Source organism: Mucilaginibacter sp. SMC90 (assembly GCF_022811725.1).
Taxonomy (GTDB): domain Bacteria; phylum Bacteroidota; class Bacteroidia; order Sphingobacteriales; family Sphingobacteriaceae; genus Mucilaginibacter.
The window spans coordinates 3731011-3752180 of sequence record NZ_CP094527.1; the positions used below are offsets into that span (position 1 = coordinate 3731011).

The 21170-nt window shown below is 45.0% G+C and carries 27 protein-coding genes; all 27 read left to right on the forward strand.

Annotation, left to right across the window (positions count from 1 at the left end; translation table 11 throughout):
* Nucleotides 1–564 precede the first annotated feature (564 nt).
* On the forward strand, nt 565–1497 hold the full coding sequence (locus MTO98_RS15950) for a hypothetical protein (RefSeq protein ID WP_243487619.1): 933 nt from the start codon (nt 565–567) through the stop codon (nt 1495–1497).
* A 157-nt stretch (nt 1498–1654) separates the two neighbouring features.
* Nucleotides 1655–2032 carry a plasmid mobilization relaxosome protein MobC gene (gene mobC, locus MTO98_RS15955; RefSeq protein WP_243487620.1) on the forward strand — a complete coding sequence of 126 codons (378 nt, stop codon included), beginning with the start codon at nt 1655–1657 and terminating at the stop codon, nt 2030–2032.
* Between the two features lie 275 nt (nt 2033–2307).
* Complete coding sequence (locus tag MTO98_RS15960) at nt 2308–3264, forward strand: relaxase/mobilization nuclease domain-containing protein (protein ID WP_243487621.1); 957 nt, start codon at nt 2308–2310, stop codon at nt 3262–3264.
* A gap of 11 nt (nt 3265–3275) precedes the next feature.
* Nucleotides 3276–3917: a ParA family protein gene (locus MTO98_RS15965; RefSeq protein WP_243487622.1), complete on the forward strand. Its 642-nt coding sequence runs from the start codon at nt 3276–3278 to the stop codon at nt 3915–3917.
* Nucleotides 3901–4215, forward strand: a complete 315-nt coding sequence (locus MTO98_RS15970) for a hypothetical protein (protein WP_243487623.1) — start codon at nt 3901–3903, stop codon at nt 4213–4215. Before MTO98_RS15965 ends, MTO98_RS15970 begins: the two co-directional genes overlap by 17 nt.
* On the forward strand, nt 4212–4493 hold the full coding sequence (locus MTO98_RS15975) for a hypothetical protein (protein WP_243487624.1): 282 nt from the start codon (nt 4212–4214) through the stop codon (nt 4491–4493). Before MTO98_RS15970 ends, MTO98_RS15975 begins: the two co-directional genes overlap by 4 nt.
* A gap of 29 nt (nt 4494–4522) precedes the next feature.
* The gene (locus tag MTO98_RS15980) at nt 4523–4783 is read left to right on the forward strand and encodes a DUF4134 family protein (RefSeq protein ID WP_243487625.1); all 261 of its coding nucleotides are present in this window, start codon (nt 4523–4525) and stop codon (nt 4781–4783) included.
* 132 nt (nt 4784–4915) lie between these two features.
* A complete protein-coding gene (locus MTO98_RS15985) occupies nt 4916–5221 on the forward strand; it encodes a DUF4134 domain-containing protein (protein ID WP_243487626.1) in 306 nt (101 codons plus the stop codon).
* Between the two features lies 1 nt (nt 5222).
* Nucleotides 5223–5510, forward strand: coding sequence for a plasmid transfer protein (locus tag MTO98_RS15990; RefSeq protein WP_243487627.1), 288 nt, complete (start codon nt 5223–5225; stop codon nt 5508–5510).
* On the forward strand, nt 5488–7905 hold the full coding sequence (locus MTO98_RS15995; RefSeq protein WP_243487628.1) for a TraG family conjugative transposon ATPase: 2418 nt from the start codon (nt 5488–5490) through the stop codon (nt 7903–7905). The genes MTO98_RS15990 and MTO98_RS15995 overlap by 23 nt, the downstream gene beginning before the upstream one ends.
* A 1-nt stretch (nt 7906) precedes the next feature.
* Nucleotides 7907–8572 carry a hypothetical protein gene (locus MTO98_RS16000; RefSeq protein ID WP_243487629.1) on the forward strand — a complete coding sequence of 222 codons (666 nt, stop codon included), beginning with the start codon at nt 7907–7909 and terminating at the stop codon, nt 8570–8572.
* A complete protein-coding gene (locus MTO98_RS16005; protein WP_243487630.1) occupies nt 8569–9231 on the forward strand; it encodes a hypothetical protein in 663 nt (220 codons plus the stop codon). Before MTO98_RS16000 ends, MTO98_RS16005 begins: the two co-directional genes overlap by 4 nt.
* Nucleotides 9228–9887, forward strand: coding sequence for a hypothetical protein (locus MTO98_RS16010; protein WP_243487631.1), 660 nt, complete (start codon nt 9228–9230; stop codon nt 9885–9887). The genes MTO98_RS16005 and MTO98_RS16010 overlap by 4 nt, the downstream gene beginning before the upstream one ends.
* Complete coding sequence (locus tag MTO98_RS16015; protein ID WP_243487632.1) at nt 9884–10663, forward strand: hypothetical protein; 780 nt, start codon at nt 9884–9886, stop codon at nt 10661–10663. Before MTO98_RS16010 ends, MTO98_RS16015 begins: the two co-directional genes overlap by 4 nt.
* Complete coding sequence (locus tag MTO98_RS16020) at nt 10660–11811, forward strand: plasmid transfer protein (RefSeq protein WP_243487633.1); 1152 nt, start codon at nt 10660–10662, stop codon at nt 11809–11811. The genes MTO98_RS16015 and MTO98_RS16020 overlap by 4 nt, the downstream gene beginning before the upstream one ends.
* A 61-nt stretch (nt 11812–11872) precedes the next feature.
* Nucleotides 11873–12487: a conjugative transposon protein TraK gene (gene traK, locus MTO98_RS16025; protein WP_243487634.1), complete on the forward strand. Its 615-nt coding sequence runs from the start codon at nt 11873–11875 to the stop codon at nt 12485–12487.
* Nucleotides 12465–12872 carry a hypothetical protein gene (locus MTO98_RS16030; RefSeq protein WP_243487635.1) on the forward strand — a complete coding sequence of 136 codons (408 nt, stop codon included), beginning with the start codon at nt 12465–12467 and terminating at the stop codon, nt 12870–12872. Before traK ends, MTO98_RS16030 begins: the two co-directional genes overlap by 23 nt.
* 1 nt (nt 12873) lies before the next feature.
* The gene (gene traM / locus MTO98_RS16035; protein WP_243487636.1) at nt 12874–14019 is read left to right on the forward strand and encodes a conjugative transposon protein TraM; all 1146 of its coding nucleotides are present in this window, start codon (nt 12874–12876) and stop codon (nt 14017–14019) included.
* A 1-nt stretch (nt 14020) separates the two neighbouring features.
* Nucleotides 14021–14818, forward strand: a complete 798-nt coding sequence (locus MTO98_RS16040; protein WP_243487637.1) for a DUF4138 domain-containing protein — start codon at nt 14021–14023, stop codon at nt 14816–14818.
* Between the two features lie 23 nt (nt 14819–14841).
* Nucleotides 14842–16842 carry a type IV secretion system DNA-binding domain-containing protein gene (locus tag MTO98_RS16045; RefSeq protein ID WP_243487638.1) on the forward strand — a complete coding sequence of 667 codons (2001 nt, stop codon included), beginning with the start codon at nt 14842–14844 and terminating at the stop codon, nt 16840–16842.
* Nucleotides 16843–16874: 32 nt separating this feature from the next.
* Nucleotides 16875–17285: a hypothetical protein gene (locus MTO98_RS16050; RefSeq protein ID WP_243487639.1), complete on the forward strand. Its 411-nt coding sequence runs from the start codon at nt 16875–16877 to the stop codon at nt 17283–17285.
* A gap of 53 nt (nt 17286–17338) precedes the next feature.
* Nucleotides 17339–17752 carry a hypothetical protein gene (locus tag MTO98_RS16055; RefSeq protein ID WP_243487640.1) on the forward strand — a complete coding sequence of 138 codons (414 nt, stop codon included), beginning with the start codon at nt 17339–17341 and terminating at the stop codon, nt 17750–17752.
* Nucleotides 17749–18177 carry a M23 family metallopeptidase gene (locus MTO98_RS16060; RefSeq protein WP_243487641.1) on the forward strand — a complete coding sequence of 143 codons (429 nt, stop codon included), beginning with the start codon at nt 17749–17751 and terminating at the stop codon, nt 18175–18177. The genes MTO98_RS16055 and MTO98_RS16060 overlap by 4 nt, the downstream gene beginning before the upstream one ends.
* On the forward strand, nt 18170–19357 hold the full coding sequence (locus MTO98_RS16065; protein WP_243487642.1) for an ArdC family protein: 1188 nt from the start codon (nt 18170–18172) through the stop codon (nt 19355–19357). The genes MTO98_RS16060 and MTO98_RS16065 overlap by 8 nt, the downstream gene beginning before the upstream one ends.
* A 26-nt stretch (nt 19358–19383) precedes the next feature.
* A complete protein-coding gene (locus MTO98_RS16070; RefSeq protein WP_243487643.1) occupies nt 19384–20130 on the forward strand; it encodes a DUF4099 domain-containing protein in 747 nt (248 codons plus the stop codon).
* Nucleotides 20130–20723: a hypothetical protein gene (locus MTO98_RS16075; protein WP_243487644.1), complete on the forward strand. Its 594-nt coding sequence runs from the start codon at nt 20130–20132 to the stop codon at nt 20721–20723. Before MTO98_RS16070 ends, MTO98_RS16075 begins: the two co-directional genes overlap by 1 nt.
* Entirely contained in the window at nt 20707–21165 is a 459-nt protein-coding gene (locus MTO98_RS16080) for a PH domain-containing protein (RefSeq protein WP_243487645.1), read from the forward strand. Before MTO98_RS16075 ends, MTO98_RS16080 begins: the two co-directional genes overlap by 17 nt.
* Nucleotides 21166–21170: the final 5 nt, after the last annotated feature.

Sequence of the window (21170 nt, forward strand, 5' to 3'; positions counted from 1 at the left end):
TTTGGCCCGGAATGGGATGGTCAGTATCATCAGAACATACATTTAAAACGTCCTACATGGATGTTATGCGCCATTTTTTAAGCGTATTTACCTAATACATTAACCTCAAAGCATCGACCTCTTAAGCATTTTTGGATTGTGAGCATTCTGCTCATCAATAATGGGGAAGAAAACTCCTTCACCCCCTTTCACTGTTTCAGCGTTCCTTAAAAATCGTGCTTTGTCCCCACAATATAATAGCTGTAAGCGCTCGGCTTACAATGCTCTTTGACGTATGGGGATGAAGCATTATCCTGCTAATCACAGGAAATTTTGCGAAGCTGAGATAATATCAATATTGCGAAAGCGCATTGGCAGGCGATAGCCCGGATCGTAGGATCTGACGTGAGTAGTCCCGAAAATATGCTGGCAGAAATGAATTGCCGGGGTCGTTACCCGCTGCCAGCACAAATCCCCGAATCAGGAATTTAGAACATGCACAGCTGTCAAAAAGCTGTTCACCACCGAAATAAAATATGAAAACATAGGCGAAGGCCACAATCCATCATACATAAGATTTAAGATATGTCCATACAACTCGCAGCAAAAGAACTGAAAGATCGTGCCTCTTTGGTCGATTTTTTAAGCAGATTGGGCCATCAGCCCGTTAGAAAAACAGGTAGGGAAAGAATATACTACAGTATGTTGCGTGAAAATGATACCAAACCATCTTTTAGCGTCAATGATGAATTGGGTGTTTGGTTCGATCACGGAACCCGTCAAGGTGGAAATATTATCGATCTTGGAATAGCTATTTGGCATAATGCCTCATTTGGCGAGGTAGTCGAAAAGATCCAGAGCCTTTGTAATTTATCAGTCATCGAAAAAAGATCGGCGAGGCCACGGATCGCTGTTAAGATCCCAAATTATGTAGTAGTAGAAACAAAGCCGATAGGATGCCATCCTGCGATCACCGAATATCTGAAAAAGAGAGAGCTTTACGAGGTTGGAAAAGAATTTCTGACGGAAGTCTACTATTTCGTTCAGAATGAAAAAGGCGAACGTAAGAATTATTATGCCGCAGGGTGGAAAAATCAAAGGCATGCCTGGGAGGTTAGAAATAAATATTTTAAAGGTTGCCTTGGTCACAAAGCGATCACCTTCATCCAGGGGCATCCCAAAAAGGTTGTTGTTTTTGAAGGATACCTTAATTTTCTGAGCTGGAAAGCAGGCCACCCGGCGGATGAGCATAGTGCTATCGTTCTGAACACTGTGGCTCTTCTGAATGAGGGTATTGAAAAAGCAAAAAATTTCACCTTCATTGATACGTTTTTCGATAGGGATGAATCTGGTCTGAAAGCCTCAAAAGAATTTTTAATGGCACTTCCGTATGCAATTGACCGTTCAACAGCTTATGAGGGCTTCAATGATTACAATGACAAGATCGTTGCTATTGCCAAAAGATCGGAACACATGAATGATAACTCAATAATCGAGAAGTCTAATTTTCTACGTTAGTTTCAAAAATCAATTATTTGATAAGGGAAAATCACTTTGATTTTCCAACGGCAAGATGTCTTTTTGTCGGACAAAAAGGATCTTGCCCTCCGGGGGATTCGAAAACTCGCAACTCGTTTTTTATGGAGGATTTGTAATGGCGACAGGAAGGCCTCAAATGGGATCCGGAAGAAAGAACAAAAAAATAGATGCGCGATTCACGGAAGAAGAATATAACCTTATCCTTTCACTGGAAAAAACGCTGGGCATTAGCAAAACTGACCTGATTCGTAAAAGGGTCTTGGATAATGCAGGAACGGTCGTCGTCAATGCCAAAGAGCTGATCAAAAGTCTGGATAACATTTTTGCCGAATTGGGAAGGGTTGGGAACAATATCAACCAGTTGGCCAAACATGCCAATACGTTAAAGCTTAAAGGCCTCGTCTCTTCTTTGATCATCGAACGGTTTAATACCTACTTCGAGCAGCACCTTAAAAATCAACAACAACTGGAGATCACTTTACGAAAGGTGATCAGGCTGGCAGGCAGATCTTAATGTTTCTGGTGATATATGGATATAGTGTTAGCCAGTTTCATCGTTACGCCGCTCATTAGTTGTGCTGTTACATAGTTATGTGGTTAGGTTGTTATCCCGTTGTACTGCTATTAGGTTGCTCCGATAGCCGGATATTAGATTATATGATTACTGGGTTCTGTTGCTATGCCGATAGGTTGTAACATGGGTATAGCGCTATCAGGCTATATAGATAGTGTGATACTTGGTTGTAATGTTACATCGTTCTACAGCTATTCCGTTCTACGATACATGATATGATCGTCAAAATCCTTTCCTCATCAGCGAAATTCAGTGGTGTGGTTTACAATACGAACAAAATCGACCGGAATAAAGGCGAACTGATGAAAGTAGCCAATTTTGGTTCTCTTCAGGGCCTTGGCCGGTTAAGGCCGCAGGACTATATCAATTACCTGAAAATGATCGCCGCACAGAACAGCCGCGTGAAGAAACCTCAATTTCATGCGGTCTTATCGGCGAAAGGAAGATCATATAACAGTAAAGAGCTCACAAAAATCGCTATAGAATGGCTGGGAAAAATGGGTTATGGTGATCAACCTTACCTGGTTATTTACCACAAGGACACCGACAATAACCATGTGCACATGGTGTCCGCACGAGTAGATAAAAAAGGTAAAAAGATCAATAGTGCCTACGAGAATCTTCGCGCTATTGTTAACCTTAAAGAAGTTCTCTCTTTAGATACTGCCTTCGCTTACAATTTCAGCACACGCGCACAATTCTTTATGGTTACAGAATCACTCGGCTTGCCAGGTAAGGAAGCTGATGAAAAAGCGATCAGTGATCAGATCAAAAAATATCAACGTCCCGATCAGCGTATCGGCGAATTGCGTGAATTATTTCAACAATACAAAGGTCGTTCGGACTTTAGATCCTGGATTTTCGAAAAATATTATATCGAACTTTTATTCCATAATGCAGAAGGTAAACAACCGTATGGCTATTCGATCATAGACCATAGTGAAAAGCTGGTTTTAAAAGGTAGCGAAGTATTAGCGCTTAAGCACCTGAAGATAGATGCTGCAAATGAACCGCCACCCTTGAAAGATCACCTAATAAGCACTTATGAAGCTGAAGGATATACCCAAGCTGATTCGATCCGTCCTATATGGATCGCTGGCGATGTTGATGACCAGCAAGTACATGGCATGCGCCGTCGGCGGCAAAAGAAAGCAAGAACCAATACCCGTTAATTTATATTGTTATGACCATTATAATTGGAAATCAAAAAGGTGGCGCCGGGAAAAGTACCATCACACTTGTACTCGCCAACTATCTCACGCAGGCGAAAAAATGCCCTGTAACCGTGATCGATATGGACTATCAGCAGTCCATATCCCAGAAATACGAAAAAGCTAAGATACTGGAGAACCGGGAGCCTTACGAAGTGCTTTCCGCCACATTGGAAACTTTTCCGATCTTGAAGGACGTCATTATGAAGAATGATAAGGATGTCGTACTCATCGATCTTCCCGGAAAGTTGGATGATGACGGCCTGCTGGCCGTTTTTAATTCCGCGGACCTTTTTATCTGCCCGTTCGCATATGACGAGTTCACGTTTGAAAGCACGATGTTGTTTACGGTTGTATTGCGTAAAGTAAATCCGAAGATCAAAATGGTTTTTATTCCGAACAGGATCAAAGCCAATGCCCGCTACGAGATCATGCTGGAGGTAAATGCCCAACTCTCCAAGTTTGGGGTGATCACCGAGGTGCTTCCCGATCGTATCGACTTTCAAAGAACAAATACCTTCCAAACCCCAATGTCACTGTATCCGGTAATTATCCCGGTTTTTGAAAAAATATATGCTGATTATTTATATGGAAAACATGAAATCGCTGGCTGACCAGCTCAGGCAGGAATTGTCAAAGCCTAATGATAAGGCCATCAAAAAACAGCGTAAAGCAGAGAAAAGGTTTGAGGCAGCCATATTGGATGCCATCCTGGCTTATGATACCAGTGTAAACAAAAATATGGTACACGTAAGGTTCGATGAAAAGACCGTACGAACCATGAATCAGTTCAAGATGGCTACGAGCGTAGATGTTTCGAAACTTGTCGCTTTTGCTGTCAAACATTTGCTCGATACACAACCCGAGATAAAAGCAATTATTAAACACTTTATTCAAAACAATGACTTATGAATTGGATCAAATTTATCCTTTGGCTCAGCGGTCTTTACACCGCTTATTACCTAATCCTGATCGCTTGGGATAACCTGCGTAACAGACAGGTAAACATAGCAGATGAAACGAAGGAATTATCATTTTCGGAAGATATCGAAGCGATATCACTCAAACCAGAATTGACAAGTGGGGAGATCGGATCTTCACTATACGCCAGCGGCGGCGTATCGCTTAAAAATATGTTCAACCTCTGCCGCGATGAAGCAGTAGAGTATATTAAGCAAGTGAGCTTTTGAGGTACTTTTATCTGATCCTGGCCTACTGCTTGGCCGCCTCTACCGCTTCGGCTCAACCCGGAATTAAAGAGATGCAGCAGGCCCAACAGAATCTCCGATCGACTTTTTTTTCAGCTTTTGACCTGTCTCTGGTCATTGCCGGCATATTCGGCATCGTAGGGGCTTTACGCATTTATAAGAATGTGCAGATGGGTAAAGAAAGATTTACTGCGGATGTTTCCGCCTGGTTCTTTGCCGCATTATTCATGACGCTTGCCGGTGTATTTCTCCGTGCCATTTTTGGCATCTAGCGACGTCGACCTAAATCATCACACTCGTGTGTATCCCATAAGGTGTATTTCGTGATCTGAACGCCTGTCAACATACCAGCCATTCTCAACTGGCTTTAAAAGATCTCCGCTTCCATTTTTTTCTCCTTTTTAATGTTTAACAGAACAAAAAAACTGTGGGCATCGGCAGTGCTGCTTGCTCTTTCTGCGCCTGTTTTCGCGCAAAATGGTGTTAATGGTTTGAACACCGCTACCACGACCTTGAAAACCTACATCGCTCCGGTCACTAACATCACGCTTGTTATTGGCGGGATCGTTGGTATTGTTGGGGCTATCCGCGTCTATTCCAAATGGAACTCCGGCGATCAGGATATTAACAAAGAGCTGATGGGCTGGGGAGGATCCTGCGTGTTCCTGGTCGTTTCCGCTTTGGTGATCAAAGCCTTTTTTGGCTTATAAGATGGCCAGAAGATTTGCTGTTTATAAGGGGCTGCAGAAGCCCCTTATTTTCAAGGGCTTTAAAGGGAAATTCATTTACTGGGGAATCGCCTCCTTACTGACCGGATTGGTCGCAGGTGCATTAGTGATGTCATTGATCAATATGTGGCTTGGCGCGCTCGTACTTATTGGCTGCATAACCGGAGGACTCCTCTATACCGCATCACGTCAAAAGGGCGGGCTGCATGTCAAAAGCAGGGTCACAAACATTTTAATCCTTAATCATTATGGCCGCAAAAAACTTATTTAATATACCGTATGCCGGGATCGATAAGGCCGGGGAATATGATTTGCTCATTGGTTTGAATGGCGATTTTTCTATCGTCATAGAAATGAATAACCCCGTAACCCGTTACGCGGCCGACCCCTCGTCTTATGAAGAGTTTCACCGCCTGCTGATCAACATGGTCAAGGTTTTGGGTGAAGGCCACATCGTTCAAAAACATGACATCATCAGTCGTAACCGTTTTCGATCCAAACCTGCAGTTGAGTACTTACAAAAACATTTTAATGAACATTTCGAAGGACGGGAATGTCTTCGGATATCAACCTACTTAACGATCACCCGCCAGGTCAAAAAAGGGGCTTTTTATAGCTATGATGCCAAAGCTGTCCGGGACTTTTTGCAGATTGTTGGAAAAGTCCTTGATATCCTGCCTGCTGCCAAGCCAATAAATGAGGCCAGTATCAACCATTTGGTGCTCCAGCTTTTGAGTATGGATTTCAGTAACAAATCCATCGCGCTGGAAAATCTTTTACCGACCGACACAGAGGTGGGTATGGGTGATCGTGCTGTCAGGTCCGTCAGCTTGGTCAATATTGACAGCATTGATCTGCCACCGGAAATAGCAACACATATCGAGTTGAATGAGCGCGAAAGCACCCGGGGATTTCCGATCGATCTGATGTCGTTTTTATTCAGGGTTCCTGCATGTGAGGCGATCATTTATAATCAGGTGATCGAGATACCGAACCAATTGGTGACGCTGCGTAAACTAGAGCAGAAAAAGAAACGTCATGCGGGTATCCCTGATCCGGCTAATCAATTATGTGTCGATGATATCGATCTGCTATTGATTGACGTTGCCCGGGAAAATCAGCTCCTGGTTAATGCTCATTACAATATCCTCATTTGTGCACCTAAGGATGTGATTCATAAGTCAACCAATTTTGTAGAAAGTTCACTGTTTCAATTAGGTATCATACCTAGTAAGAATGCATATAACCAGCTGGAGCTTTTTCGAACGGCTTTGCCGGGCAATGGTTCTGAGCTTAAAGTTTATGATTGGTTCCTGACCACCTGTGATGCGGCGATGTGTTTCGTTTTTAAAGAATCACTACCCCGGGATGAACCTTCTGATTTCCTGCTCCGCTTCACGGATAGACAAGGTATACCTATCGGTATCGATCCGGCAGACCTGCCGATGCGAACGGGACGGATCAATAACCGGAACAAGTTTGTTCTGGGCCCGAGTGGTTCAGGAAAAAGCTTTTTCATGAACGCGCTCATCGAGCAGTACATGCTATACAATATGGATATGGTCATTGTAGATACCGGTCATTCTTATTCCGGGCTTTGTGCCTATTACAATGGGAAGTATATCACTTACACGGATAAGAAACCGATCACCATGAATCCTTTCGCTATAACGCCTGATGAGTATAATATTGAGAAAAAGGATTTTTTAGTCACACTCATCTGCTTGCTGTGGAAGGGAGCTGAGGGGCACATCAGTCAGATCGAACGGGATGTGATCGCTCACACGGTCAGCGCATACTTTAGCTATTATTTCTCGTTAAAAAGCCCTGAACTGAATTTTAATAGCTTCTATGAATTTGCGCTTAAAAAGATCCCCGAGATCAAAAAGGAGGAGCAGATCCCTTTTGATTATGATGAATTTAAGTATGTGCTGAAAAAGTTCTACCGGAAAGGGGAATTTGAAAGTATACTCAACGAACAGGCAGATTCATCCCTTTTTACCGAACGCTTCATCGTTTTCGAGATCGATTCGATCAAGGAGCACCGGATCCTTTTCCCGATCGTTACGCTCATTATTATGGATGTTTTTATCCAAAAGATGCGTAACCGCTCAGACCGGAGAAAAGCACTGGTCGTTGAAGAAGCCTGGAAAGCGATCGCAAGTCCTTTGATGGCAGGATACCTCTTATATCTCTACAAAACGGTAAGGAAGTTTTGGGGCGAAGCCATTGTGGTCACCCAGGAACTCGGAGACATTATTGGAAACAGTGTGGTCAAAGACAGCATCATTAACAATTCTGACACCATCTGCCTGCTTGACCAAACCAAATTCAGGGATAATTACAACGAGATCTCCAGCCTCTTATCAATAAGCGAAACGGAAAGGCGTAAGATCTTTACCATTAATCAATTGGATAATGCCGAGAACCGCGGCCGGTTCAAAGAAGTTTATATCCGTCGCGGTGCAACAGGAGAGGTCTATGGGGTGGAAGTCTCCCTTCACCAATATCTGACCTACACGACAGAGAAACCCGAAAAATCTGCGGTGGAAAAGTATATCGGGAAATTTGGCAGCTATGCCGAAGGCCTTGATGCATTTGTCAGCGACCTTAAAAGCAGTGGCCGGGCTTTGCCGGCATTTATTAACCTGGTAAATAATTCATAAGATGAAAAAGATATTAATTACACTGGTATGCAGCTGCTTGGCAGCTGTAAGCCATGCCCAGTCGCTTGTCATCGACCCCGCTGTTTCCGGCGCGATCGCGATCAGCTCATCGACCATCAACGGGCAACTCAACAATACCAATAACAAGCTTGACCTGATACAAAAGGGGCAACTGGCGGTAAGCAGCCAGCTGGTCATTGTGAATAACCTTCAGAACAAGATCTATCAGGGATTGAGTCAGGTCGCCTCTATTATCAGCAATCTCACTACCGTTAAGGATATTGCTGAGTGTGGCATCGATATCGTATCGGATGTACAAAGTTCGATAACCCTTGCGAAAAGTAACCCTGCATTACTACTGTTTGCAGAACAAGGGGCCAGGGATTTTAAAACACGGGCCACGGCACTGGCTGCTGAAGTTTCGGCATTCGTGCTCAAGGGTGGCAACAATAATTTGATGGATTCAGGCGAACGGGGAAAGTTGCTGAATCATATCGCCACGGAGATGCGGATACTTCGCGGCATCGCCTATGGTATGAACAGGGCCATGTACTGGGCAAAGATTGAAGGCATATTCAGATCATTGAATCCATGGGCTGAATGGCAGAACCAAGACGTGCGTATCGCAAACGAAGTATTAAATAATGCCAAATACCTCAAGCCATGATTCGTTCGATCACTCTAGCCTTCTGCCTATGCTTTGCAGTAACAGTATACGGGCAGCAAAAAACGTTAAATATTCCGGGTATTCATCAATTGGTTGCTCAGTCACAGTCCGAAAATCAATTTCAGGTGAGCGCGCGTGACAGGCAGGGGTTGGTCAGCGCAAATGAACAGGCCAATCTGACGATCTTAGCCAAGATCAAGGTGACCTATCGCGAATTACAGCAACGCTACAATGCGTTAGGCACGGCGATCAATTTAGCGGATATAGGTTTCTATGCCAGCCCAATGGTTAGTCGCATCGTCAGTAACCAGGCGCAGATCATTCAGTTGGTACAAAAGAACCCGGCCCTTTTAGCGATCGGCTACCAGGCGGAATTACAGTTTGCCAGACAGGCGAAGGACTTGTTTAGTTACGTTGCCGGCCTGAGCCTGTCCATCGGCGATGTGAATCAGATGAAAGCCTCCGATAGGAAGATACTTTTTGATTACGTGCTATCAGAACTAAGCAGGATCCAGGATCTTTCAGGAAATATGCTGAGTATGCTTCAGTATTCCAGCCTGGCCTCTTTGCTCAAAGCGGCCAACCCTTTTCAAAATTTCATCGATGCAGATATCGCTATCGGCAAAGAGATCATTCAAAACGCAAAATATCTCAAATGATAAAATGGATACTATGCCTGTTGTTATACAGTAGTATTGCGCAGGCGCAGCGTGTCGTGATCGATCCATGGCATGTTAATGCGGTTACGCAAAATGCCGCGGTGCGGGGAAGTGCTGAAGCTGCCCATGACCAATATCTGGGCAAGATCAATAATAATCTAAATGACCTGAATACCAATATGGGTTCGGTGGTTGTCGCTCAAACCATCATCTATCAGGCCTTATCAAATGTGAATTCTGGATTAAAGAACGGACTTGCTGTTAAAAATATGGCTGTTATTATCGCAGATATGACCAATTATATTCAACAGGCACTGGCACTCGCAAGATCAGACCCCGCCTTGCTGCTTTTTGTGAATAATACGACAACTCAAATGCGCAACAGGGCGACCACGCTCGTTAGCGACGTTTCCGGATTCATCTTAAAAGAAGGCAATAATGTCCTTGCAAATTACGGAGCAAGGGACGAATTATTGCGTAAGGTCACTCAGGAATTACAGATACTGGACGGCCTTGCTTATGGCGCTTGGCGCGCCATGTTTTGGGCAAAGGAGCGGGGTGTAATTAGTTCCGTTAACCCGTTCGCAGAGTTTATCAATAGGGACAAGATTTTTGTAGCACAGATCATTCAAAACGCAAAATATTTAAGAAAATGAAAAGCATGATTTTATTACCGCTGCTGCTATTGAAAATGGCATGCAACTGTTCTGCCCAGTCGATCGCACAGGATCAAAGTATTCGTTATCAGCAAGAACGTATGGTGTACCTGCAATGGGATCAAAACAAATTCACGCCTAAGGCAGGTTTCCTAAGCCTTAACCCATATTACTGGCTCACCTGGGGATTATTTCATCCAGGTTATCACAATAAGGATCTGCGTCCGCTGAGTGCAGGCGGCCCACAGACGCAACGCCTGGCACTGGTCGGTGCATTGAATGCGACCGATAAGAAATACAAATTACAATCAGATACGGTCCGGAATACTGCCTTGTCTGAGATCGCGAATCAATCCGGTCTTGTCAGCGGTGCTGATCCATTATGGATGCTCTATTATAAGAACCAACTTTCACCTGTCCTCAACAACTCAACTAGTTCTATCCTCCAGGGTCTTTCGCCACAGGTATCAGCCAAAATGATAGCGGAAGGCCTTTACAGCTGGTACAAAAACGAGATGGATATGCTGAAGCAAAGGATAGATGCCGCACACAGCACGGACATGGACCGCGGCCAACGAATTATGGCTTATCATCGTTACCTGATGGAATACCGGGCTTTAGCCGGGGTCTGGGCGATCAGGACATCCTCTGCCCGATCAACGATCGATATGGCGAAGCAGCAGCAAAAGCTCAAGACGAACCAGATCGACGTACCGGCATGGACGCCACGATCAGATATTGAGATCGCTAATAAAGTATTAAAACATGTACAATGAAAAAGACGATCATGTTATTGCTGACGTGCCTGGCGGCATCGTCGGTTTTTGCCCAGACCGGTGGCGTAAACAACACGAAAACATTGGAGTTTTTGCAGGGAGAAGGTGTGTATGAAACTGGTGTTATGGTTTTCCTGAAAGGTCTGAAAGATTCTGTTTGGACGCATTTCGATCTTTTTATTGCTGATGCAAAAGCGCTGGCGGCAATTTTTATGATCATTTATTTCGCTATAAAAAGCTACGAGATGATGGTCGGTGATAAACAACTGGAGATCATGCCGCTTATCCGTCCGTTCGGATTGGCTATGGTCATATTCTGGTGGGGAACCTTTGTGAAAATAATCGCATTTCCAACGGACCTGGTCACGAATCAAACAGAACAGATGTTCGAAAGCGAGCAAACCATCGTCAATGATCTTCGGCTGAACAGGGCAGGCCTGATGCTCGCGGTAGCTAATTCATTATACACGTACCAGGCGCAAACTCAGGTAGCTGAAAAGGAAAGTGATACCTGGTATGGACAGGCCTGGGATGCCGTTTCCAGTACCGTCAAGCAAGGTATCAGCACGGTTGTTTCTCCAATACTGGAATTGAAGAATCGTTTACAGGTTGGTATGCAACTCTTATTTTCCCAAATGCTTGAAATTATCGGGATCTGGATATTACGCATCGCGGTTTATGTGATCTTTATGATTCAGATCATTTACTCGACAATTCTCATTATACTCGGTCCTTTTGCAGTCGCCGTTAGCATATTGCCGGCATTTCGCGATAGCTTTAGTACCTGGATCGCAAGATTTGTATCGGTCAATTTGTACAGCGGTATCGCTTTTCTGATCATGTATCTGACCGGTCTGATGCAGGAATATGCCCTAACATCCGAGATAAGTAAATATAAAGAACTCGTTGGTGAAAACGGGACTACCGCTAATCTGGAAAAGATGGCTTACTTTGCCGGAAACGGACTTTTATCTTTCGGTACGGTGATCATTGTATTTATCATTGGCGCGATATGTATGTTCACTGTACCCAGCATATCGACGTGGATCATTTCAACCTCTGGCATTAGTTCCGCGACCTCTACGTTTGGCCGAAGTGCAGGAACCGTCATCGGTGTAGCACGCCGCGCGTCAGGTAGTTTACTCTGACATCAACACCTCATTCATTCGGCCGCTTTGATCCAAAGCGGCCTTTTAATTTGTATGCTATATGATCATAAAAAACATCGAAGCCAAAATACGGCTTGCGACCCTTATCGCTATAGGTAGTCTGGTCACCGCATTGCTCATCGTCGGTATGAACTGCCTTTATGCTTTTAAGATGGTGGCCAATGCTCAGAAAAGTATTTACATACTTGATAAAAATGTCCCAATACTGGCACGTCAAACAGATATGCAGTTAAACCGGCCGGCGGAATACCGTGCCCACGTAGACCTTTTTCACTCCCTGTTCTTCTCCCTGACACCAGATGACAATTACATGGAATACCAAATGAAAAAAGCCATGTACCTGATCGACCAGTCCGGAATGCAGCAATACAATGATCTGAAAGAGAACGGATTTTTCAATTCGATACTTTCATCGAGCTCGGTACTCACGCTCCAGACCGATTCTATTTCATTGGATCTGCCAAGGAAGTACTTCCGTTATTACGGCAAGCTCAAGATCGACAGGAGGAGTTCTACCGTGATCCGCTCCCTGGTTACAGAAGGCTATCTGAAAGATATCCCCCGCAGCGATAATAACCCTCATGGGACGCTGATCACTAACTGGAAAACCTTAGAAAACAAAGACCTTCAAGATGTGGAAAAGAATACATTCTAACCGCGATCCCAGGGATACGCTGTATTCGGAGATCCGCCGCGAATTCGGAACCTATTTTTCCGCCGCCGGTAACGGTTTGAAAAGCTTATTAAATGCTTATCCGAAATTTTCATTGGTTTCTATGATCGTCCTGATGCTGATCTCAGCAATACTATCCTTCACGATTTTCAGGCATCCTGAGCCAATGAAATTGGCTAAAGCTCAACCCGTAAATCCCATTGGGGATGGGTTTAGCCAGATCATGGAAACCGCTGTAAAGATCAAAATAAACCTTCGACTGAAACAACGGATAGATAGTCTTAGCGCACGGAAGCAATTAACCACTGCTGATAGCCTTGCACTGGGCAATGCATTGGATAGTCTTCATCTCCTTCAAAATCAATGATATGAAAATCAATTTTAAACAACCCAAATATATCTTGCCGCTGGTGTTGCTGCCATTCATCTTTCTCTTCTATTATGCCTGGCATAGCAGCTTCGACAAACCGCAACAAGATAACGGCCCAAAAGCGGGGCTTAACCCCAATGTCGGAAATGTATCCGCAAGTATTACCAAAAAGCAGCTGGCAGATAAACTCGATGCATTTAGAAATACCTATAAGGACGCGGAGGGGATAACTGCAGTTGCTGTCATTCCCAAAGAAGCCACTAGCAACCCTTCTTATCATAATGAGTTCTCTGAACGGGAAAGGAAGATGCTTGATTCGATGTCTAATGCTTCAAAAATTAAGGAACTGGCTCTGGCTAATACGCTGCGCGGTCAGCAATTGACAAAACCCTTTGTCGCCGCTCGGGTCCAACGGGTCAAAAATGATTCGCCTCCGGAACCGCGTGAAAAAGACCCGATGGAACTCTTCAAACAGCAAATGGCTGTAATGGATAGCATTACCAAAGCTAACGACCCGGCTTACAAGGCCGAAAAGCTGAAGCAAGATGCGGCTGAAAGGGTGGCGAAAGAAAAAGCTGCCAAGATCAAACTGACCGTTGTTCAGGCGGAGCGTCCCTCCTCGGATTTCAATACTGTCTTTCCCAATCAGCGTCAAAGCTTTATCAGCGCTGTTATTGACGAGAATATCACCGGCTATGCGGGCTCCAGGTTAAGGCTTAAATTATTGGAGGATATTAAAGCAGGTGAAGTCTTAGTATCAAAAGGCACTTATTTGTACGCAGAGATCAGTGGTTTTTCCCAACAGCGGGTAACACTGAGTATCAGTTCCATCCTTTACGATGGCAAAATTCTTCCTGTTAAAATGGATGTTTATGACCTTGACGGAATGCCCGGCCTTTATGTTCCTGCATCAGCCTTCAGAGAATTTACAAAAGATCTCAGTGGTAACACTATCCAGGGTATCACGATCGACGGGGGCTCTTCAGGAAGCCAATTCCTGATGAGCTCAGTTGACAAAATATTTCAGTCAACCTCATCCGCGATCGCTGACCTTATCAGAAAAAACAAAGCCAAACTAAAATACAACTCCTACATATACCTCATCGACACCGATGCTTTACAAAACGCGCAAAAAAAATACTGACATGAAAAAGTTTCTGATCTATTTCTTCCTGCTGTTTTCGGCTTTTGCCCGCGCGCAGGACAAACTACCTGTGGTTTATCTCCCGGAAAATATGACCATCCATTTTATTTCACCGGAACCAGTGCAGTATGTTGACATCTCCGATAAGGATCTTGCTGGCGACCTGCCCTTAAAGAACGTTTTAAGGATCAAGCTAAGGGATTCTCTCAAAAGATTCACCGGCTCTGTCATCACGATCGCTGGTGAGACCTTTTTGGCCCAATATCGTTTGCTGCCGGGGTATCCCGGGGTGGCGACGGAGATCAATATCATGCCGGCTGATACCAAACCCCTCGACATTTCCGGAATAGGGCTATCCGGTAATCAACTTCGCCAGCTATCTTATAATTTATACGCGCAGCGCACGGAGAAAAAGCTTGCGAAAATTAAAGCTTTTGGCCTGAAAGGCCTGGTTAACCACATTGCTACCCTGGGCGATTATATCTTCCTGGATATTTCTTTTAAGAACGAAACCAATCTAAGGTACGACATTGAAGATCTCCGGTTCAGGATCGACGACAAAAAGGTAACGAAGGCTACCAATGTCCAGTCCGTTGAGATCAGCCCGGTGTTCAGCCTTTCCGGCATGCCTTCATTTGCTAAATATTACCGAAATGTATTTGTATTTAAAAAAATGTCCTTCCCTGGCAATAAGGTCCTTCATGCAGAGCTAAGCGAGAAGCAGATCTCGGGCAGGGTGATCACGTTGACCATCAGCTACAAAGACCTGCTTGATGCGGATACGCTGGATCTGAATTGAATTGAAGAATGAGTCTTTAGCTTATGGAAGAAACCCGCGAGCAGCAGAAGTTGCATGGGTTCATGCGCTCTGCGATCTACCTGTCCGTTTTGTTAGAAATTGCCATTTTTGTCTATCACAAAGCCCCTATATGGGGCTTTTTTTATACGCCATTGGATAAGATCGCTCACATTGCGATCTACAGGGATCTTGTGCTGAGTAAATTGACCACCCTAGCATTGATATGTCTCGTCAGCATTGGTACTTTATCCAAAAAAAACAAAGATCTCGATCCCAAGAACCATATCGTTTATCCATTATGCCTTGGTTTGATCCTCTTTTTCGGGAGCATATTTTTTCAAGGAAAGTCGTCTTCAATGGTATTGCCCTATACCTCCCGAAATGACCTTATTTATATTCTGCTGTCCTTTTCCGGTGCCTTGACGGCTAGCCTGGCCATGGATAATATATCCAAGATGCTCAGATCGGGGCTCGGAAAGGATCAGTGGAATACCGAAGCAGAAAGCTTCATGCAGCCGGTCTCGCTCATGCAGACGCCATATTCGGTAAACATTCCGATGTTGTTTTACTACAAGGGCAAGGTTAGAAAGGGTTGGATAAATATTGTTAATGTATTTCGGGGAACCATCGTCATCGGCACGCCTGGCTCCGGTAAGTCATTCTCCGTCGTTAACCCATTTATTCGTCAGCTTATAGCCAAAGAGTTTGCCGTTTGTCTGTATGACTTTAAATATCCTGATTTAGGACAAATCGCTTACTACCATTACCTGTTAGCAAAGCAACAAGGCAAACTTAAGGGCTATACTTTTCATGTTCTAAACCTGAATGAAGTGGAAAAAAGCCGGCGGATCAACCCTTGGCGTGCTGACTATATCCGTTCCCTGGCTGACGCTGCTGAAACTGCTGAAGCATTAGTAGAAGCCTTGAAAAAAGGTGACCGGTCGGGTGGGAGCGATCAGTTCTTTACGCAGTCGGCTATAAATTTTCTGGCCTCCTGCATTTATTTCCTGAGTAAACACGACGGCGGAAAACGCTCCAGTTTTCCGCATGTACTGGCCTTACTGAATCGTTCGTATGAGGAGATCTTCAACGCGCTGGTTTCTGAACAAGAGTTAAAGCCGCTGTTATCGCCGTTTATGAGCGCTTATCACGCCAAAGCGTTCGATCAATTAGAAGGCCAGGTTGGTACCCTTAAAATATTTATCAGCAGGCTGGCGACGAAAGAAACTTTTTGGGTATTCTCAGGTGACGACTTCGACCTGAAAATATCTGCAAGAGAAAATCCCGGGATCCTGGTATTGGCGAACGACCCCAATACCCAAAATATCAATTCTGCCTGTTATTCGATCATTACTAACCGCCTGACAAAGCTGATCAACACAAAAGGGAATCTGCCATCTGCTTTGATCGTAGATGAGGTGCCCACTTTGTTCCTGCATAAGGTCGAGAACCTGATCGCCACAGCCAGGAGCAATAAGGTTGCGGTCTTAATGGGATTGCAGGAACTTCCTCAGTTCAACCAGCAGTATGGCAAAGACACCGCTTCGACCATCACTGCTGTGATAGGAAATGTGCTATCCGGCTCGGTAAGGAACAAAGAGACGTTGGAATGGCTGGAACGCCTTTTCGGCAAATCTAAACAGCTTGGTGAAGGACTCTCTATCGACCGTAATAAGACATCGACATCCTTGAACGAAAAGCTGGAAGCACTGATCCCTGCGGGTAAAATTGCCTCGCTGAATGCAGGGGAGATGGTTGGGGTGATCGCCGCCGATGCACGTCCACAATTTACCGGGCAGTTTGAGACCTCCGCTGTTAACTGCCGGGTATCGCTTGATCTCAAGGAAATTGAGAAAGAAGAAAAGGGTTATCGGCCTTTGCCTACCTATTACAATTTTGGCGATAAAAAAGACGATATCCTTCGCCAGAATTTTTCACGGATCAACCTGGAAGTTCAAGAGCTGGTCACCCGCTTTAGATCGCAGGAACCGCCAAAGCCGCCAAAAGGCACACTAGATCAATAGACAATAGAAGGCTTTAATTTAAATCAATTAAGATGACAGAACAGGAACTGATCAATATGAATGTTTTGGTGCATCCGTTGCTGTTGAATGATCCGGCAAAGCGAAGCGGCCAGATCGGTACCATCATCGATGCCGACATCCGCAGGGATGACTTCACTGTTTTATTTGACGACAATCGTACAGCGTTGTACAGCAGTAGCGCACTGATCATCCCTAAATCAGCTGACCGCATCTACGATCATGCTGTAAAACATGAGGCTTCTATTTCCTACGAGCTCAGGCAAGTACTGGCTGACTATGCCAATCACATAGAATATTATGGCGCTGAAGCGCAGAAAGGCTCCTTAAGGCTTGTCCAGGCGAATGATAGTCTGATGGAATTCCTCACAGATCCCCTGAAAGATATGCTGGAAATAACACGCCCCTATAAAATCGGCAGGTAACCACCAGTCTCAAAGAGTACCCGCCTGATCGATCTCATTAATTAAATTTTTTTATGCAGAACAGTGAAAATCTAAACGGCACGCTCGTGATCGTACGGCCGGATCTTACCATTGATCCTGCCAATGGGCAGGGAAAGGTAGCCATTGTTACCTACGATAGGCAACAATCCAATGAAGTATACGTCAATTTTGCTAACGGAAGGGAAGGGGTATATCCGCCGGAATTGCTGCTAAAGCTAAAGGACAGACAAACTATTCTTAGTGATCTTAAAAGGGATGGGGCGGCAATGCCACTCGATAATTTTAAAGATCTCTACAAGGTCGGGCTCCTGCTGGACCGGGGAACCAGTACTGCCCAATGGCAGGCATTAGAAATAGCTGGTAAAAACCCCGCCATATGGGAGAAAGCGCTTGAGCCTGCAAGGCTAACGGAGAAGCAAGTGCTTGAAAAGGCATACTCACGATGAAGGCCTCCATCGCCTTGCTGGTCATTTGCCTTCCGCTAAAAACATTGAAAGTTACTTCGCCATTCGGTTGGCGCATCCATCCCATAACCGGACAGATCGATTATCATCCCGGGGTTGACCTGCGTGCACATCACGATACCGTCTACGCGGTACTGGATGGCGTGGTCAGATCGGTTGGTAAGGGTCATATTCTCGGTACGGCCATCACTTTGCAGCACAGCGGTATCGTTTCCAATTATGGCCATTTGAGCCAATGCCTGGTAAAGACAGGCGATACCGTCAGGGCCGGGCAGCCCATCGCCATCAGCGGTGCCAGTGGCCGGGCCACTGCCGCCCATTTACATTTCGGCCTGCGTTACGGCAACCACTATCTCCATCCATTGAATTTTTTATATCAACTTTTAAAAATAACAGATCATGAGTAAGAACTTTAAACCATTGCATGAGCAGATCGCAAATAAGCTCATCGCAGAATTGAAAGAAGGTACTTCACCTTTTCAAAAACCCTGGAACGATTCGACAGCGCCGGCATTTACCATTCCGGTGAACCCAACCACCGATAAAAATTATCGCGGGATGAATGCCCTCTGGCTTTCTATGCAAGGTCACCAGGATCCGCGCTGGATGACCTTAAAACAGGCAGACTTTGCCGGTTACACTGTAGAAAAAGGAGCAAAAGCCACGCTGATCAACTTTGTTAAAACGAGCAACATGGAAGCCATCCGTGACGTGGACGGCAACAAGATCAAAGACGAAGCCGGCGTTACGCAAACAAGGGTTACTAACCTGGATAAACCGATCATTACCAACGCCTGGGTGTTTAACGCAGAGCAGATCAAAGGGATCCCGCCACTGGAAGAATACCTTCAGAAGCATAGAAGTGAACAAACCTGGACACCTATCGAGCGCGCTGAAAGTCTGTTAACGGCCAGCCAGGCTACCATTGATCACGGTGGCAATCAGGCATATTACAATAAGACCAGTGACGCTATCCAATTGCCGTTCAAGGAACAATTTGATAACGAAACCAAGTACTATGCTGTAGCCCTGCACGAGCTTGGACACTGGACAGGGCATCCTAGCCGCCTCAACCGCGAAATGGAAGGAGGGTTCGGTTCTGAGAAATATGCACGCGAAGAGCTAAGGGCAGAGATCGCTTCACTAATGATCGGTAGTGAACTGAAGATCGGGCATAATTTCGGCCAGCACGCTGCTTACGTCAACAGTTGGGTCAAAATACTGAAGGATGAACCATTTGAGCTTTTCCGCGCTTCTGCCGATGCGCAGAAGATCTATGATTTTGTGCTTGACCTTGTCGAAAAGCGCGAATTGAAACAGGAAAATAAACCTGTGGTGAATCAGGCAGAGATGCCGTCACTCGCAAAGGGCGATGAGATCGCCTATAACAATAATGTGTACAAGGTTCTTGACCTGAAAGGTAAAACCTTCAAGATGGAGGATATGGAAGGCAATAAATTCAACCTGAAACAAACAGATGGACTCTTCAAATCCCTCGTGACCGCAAAGAACGACCCCTCTGCGCAGCAAATGGTTGTTGCTGAGGTAGGGGAAGAAGTAAATGTTTCAAGAAAGGTAGGCAGATAATGGATATTATACATTACAACGAGAAAATGCTTCCGCTACAGGATCTCGAAACGATCGGGCTTGCTACGGGCGGACAGCTGTTATTGAACGTGGATGATCTCAAGGCGCTGCTTTCGGGCCGCAGGACGGGCTTAATGCAATTGCAGAACCTCGAAGCGGAGAACATTCGCATCAAATCGATAGACGCTAAGATATCTTTAAAACCCGACGAGACAGGCAAGCTTAATTTAATGATCCACCCGATCTATAAAAAACCGGCAACACCATCGTTCCTGGATGATAACGAAGCACATAAGCTGGAAAAAGGGGAGGTGGGTAATTATCTGAAAACCACTACGGATGATAAAGGCAATAAGAAGGAGATCCTGGTAGAATACGATGCTGAAACACGGGAATTTATTGTTTCTGATACGGAGAAGATACTGGCACCGGATATGGTCAATCTTCAGTTTCTGACCGCTGCACAAAAAGAAAATTACCGTAAAGGCAAGGAAGTGACGATCGCAGATAAGACGACCTTTGGCTATTCAGCGACCGATCCACAGGGGGTCAAGGCCAATAAACTGGCCTTGGTCGCTTCGATCCTCATCGATGGTGGTTTAACGTATGTGGTTTACAAAGGCCTGAATATGCTTTTTAATCAGCAACGTAACGAGGTCGATGCGGCTAAACTAAGCCCGGGCTACTATAATGCGGTCAAGGATGCAGAAAATGAAAGCCCACGTGTGCCTAACCAGATGAGTCGGTCTTATACCCGCAGCGGTTCCCGCTAATGAATGAATACCTAACTAAACTCGGCGTTCCCCCTAAAGTGCAGGCATTTTTTGCATTGGGGGAGCCCGTTTTTTATTTTGGGGATGAGGTTGAATATTTCAGTGAAGCCGTACACTACATCCCGCCCACGCATAATCTGTGGATGGCAGGTTCTTTTTTTGCCCGCCAGATCATTCTTACTTTTTCAGCGATGGAGGCGGTCTCGTTCTTGACGCTGAACCAAGCGGATTACCTTGATTTTGATGATCTTTTGTTCTTGTCTTTTGGGGTTCGGATAAGTGCCGACCAGCTTAATTGGGTGCGGTCGAATCTTAGGGGTCGGGAATTTACCTTAGCTTTCGGTAATGACCTGATGGGTAGGCTGGCAGATATTAAGGCTGCTACTGCTATCCGCAACAGGATGGTCAGGCTGAGTTATCACGAAGGCAATGTGACCGCCTGGCTGAAAGAAAAAAAGATCTGTTTTGAAGGAGAAAAATTAAGCCTCTCTTCATTTGAAAAAGCCTTTGGTATCCGGACAAGGATCAGGACCTGCAAGCCTCCCAGCCAACTCACCTTTTTAGATCAATTAAAATATGACACACCAAGATGACATACTGCTTAAGCCAGCCATGGCTTTTGCATTTTTGAAGACCCTGCCTTTAGTGACGCTCGGGTTAACGTTCTTATTTCTTGCATGGCAACTTTCGCCATACTTCGTTGTCTTTGCAATTGCGACCACCGGCATCGCCTGGTACCGCGTGTTATTCCTGCGAAGTTGTGAATACCGCATCGGCCGGGAATATATCCAGATCACCACCGGTATCTTTTTTAAGCGTATAGACCAGGTAGAAATGTACCGTATAAAGGATTATGTGATCACGCGTTCATTGTTATTGCAACTATTTCGACTGATGGATGTGATACTTAAAAGTACAGATTCCGAAACACCCGTTGTTTGGCTGAGGGGCATCCCTCTATCCGATATCATTGAAACGATCCGTGAGCGGGTGCAGGAGGCCAGAAAAGTCAATAAAATAGTTGAACTAAACTAAGCATT

Excerpts from the sequence above, each read along its gene's own strand:
- MTO98_RS15950 (WP_243487619.1), top strand. The coding sequence starts at position 565 with ATGTCCATACAACTCGCAGCAAAAGAACTGAAAGATCGTGCCTCTTTG.
- mobC (WP_243487620.1), top strand. The coding sequence starts at position 1,655 with ATGGGATCCGGAAGAAAGAACAAAAAAATAGATGCGCGATTCACGGAA.
- MTO98_RS15960 (WP_243487621.1), top strand. The coding sequence starts at position 2,308 with ATGATCGTCAAAATCCTTTCCTCATCAGCGAAATTCAGTGGTGTGGTT.
- MTO98_RS15965 (WP_243487622.1), top strand. The coding sequence starts at position 3,276 with ATGACCATTATAATTGGAAATCAAAAAGGTGGCGCCGGGAAAAGTACC.
- MTO98_RS15970 (WP_243487623.1), top strand. The coding sequence starts at position 3,901 with ATGAAATCGCTGGCTGACCAGCTCAGGCAGGAATTGTCAAAGCCTAAT.
- MTO98_RS15975 (WP_243487624.1), top strand. The coding sequence starts at position 4,212 with ATGAATTGGATCAAATTTATCCTTTGGCTCAGCGGTCTTTACACCGCT.
- MTO98_RS15985 (WP_243487626.1), top strand. The coding sequence starts at position 4,916 with ATGTTTAACAGAACAAAAAAACTGTGGGCATCGGCAGTGCTGCTTGCT.
- MTO98_RS15990 (WP_243487627.1), top strand. The coding sequence starts at position 5,223 with ATGGCCAGAAGATTTGCTGTTTATAAGGGGCTGCAGAAGCCCCTTATT.
- MTO98_RS15995 (WP_243487628.1), top strand. The coding sequence starts at position 5,488 with ATGGCCGCAAAAAACTTATTTAATATACCGTATGCCGGGATCGATAAG.
- MTO98_RS16000 (WP_243487629.1), top strand. The coding sequence starts at position 7,907 with ATGAAAAAGATATTAATTACACTGGTATGCAGCTGCTTGGCAGCTGTA.
- MTO98_RS16005 (WP_243487630.1), top strand. The coding sequence starts at position 8,569 with ATGATTCGTTCGATCACTCTAGCCTTCTGCCTATGCTTTGCAGTAACA.
- MTO98_RS16010 (WP_243487631.1), top strand. The coding sequence starts at position 9,228 with ATGATAAAATGGATACTATGCCTGTTGTTATACAGTAGTATTGCGCAG.
- MTO98_RS16015 (WP_243487632.1), top strand. The coding sequence starts at position 9,884 with ATGAAAAGCATGATTTTATTACCGCTGCTGCTATTGAAAATGGCATGC.
- MTO98_RS16020 (WP_243487633.1), top strand. The coding sequence starts at position 10,660 with ATGAAAAAGACGATCATGTTATTGCTGACGTGCCTGGCGGCATCGTCG.
- traK (WP_243487634.1), top strand. The coding sequence starts at position 11,873 with ATGATCATAAAAAACATCGAAGCCAAAATACGGCTTGCGACCCTTATC.
- MTO98_RS16030 (WP_243487635.1), top strand. The coding sequence starts at position 12,465 with ATGTGGAAAAGAATACATTCTAACCGCGATCCCAGGGATACGCTGTAT.
- traM (WP_243487636.1), top strand. The coding sequence starts at position 12,874 with ATGAAAATCAATTTTAAACAACCCAAATATATCTTGCCGCTGGTGTTG.
- MTO98_RS16040 (WP_243487637.1), top strand. The coding sequence starts at position 14,021 with ATGAAAAAGTTTCTGATCTATTTCTTCCTGCTGTTTTCGGCTTTTGCC.
- MTO98_RS16045 (WP_243487638.1), top strand. The coding sequence starts at position 14,842 with ATGGAAGAAACCCGCGAGCAGCAGAAGTTGCATGGGTTCATGCGCTCT.
- MTO98_RS16050 (WP_243487639.1), top strand. The coding sequence starts at position 16,875 with ATGACAGAACAGGAACTGATCAATATGAATGTTTTGGTGCATCCGTTG.
- MTO98_RS16055 (WP_243487640.1), top strand. The coding sequence starts at position 17,339 with ATGCAGAACAGTGAAAATCTAAACGGCACGCTCGTGATCGTACGGCCG.
- MTO98_RS16060 (WP_243487641.1), top strand. The coding sequence starts at position 17,749 with ATGAAGGCCTCCATCGCCTTGCTGGTCATTTGCCTTCCGCTAAAAACA.
- MTO98_RS16065 (WP_243487642.1), top strand. The coding sequence starts at position 18,170 with ATGAGTAAGAACTTTAAACCATTGCATGAGCAGATCGCAAATAAGCTC.
- MTO98_RS16070 (WP_243487643.1), top strand. The coding sequence starts at position 19,384 with ATGCTTCCGCTACAGGATCTCGAAACGATCGGGCTTGCTACGGGCGGA.
- MTO98_RS16075 (WP_243487644.1), top strand. The coding sequence starts at position 20,130 with ATGAATGAATACCTAACTAAACTCGGCGTTCCCCCTAAAGTGCAGGCA.
- MTO98_RS16080 (WP_243487645.1), top strand. The coding sequence starts at position 20,707 with ATGACACACCAAGATGACATACTGCTTAAGCCAGCCATGGCTTTTGCA.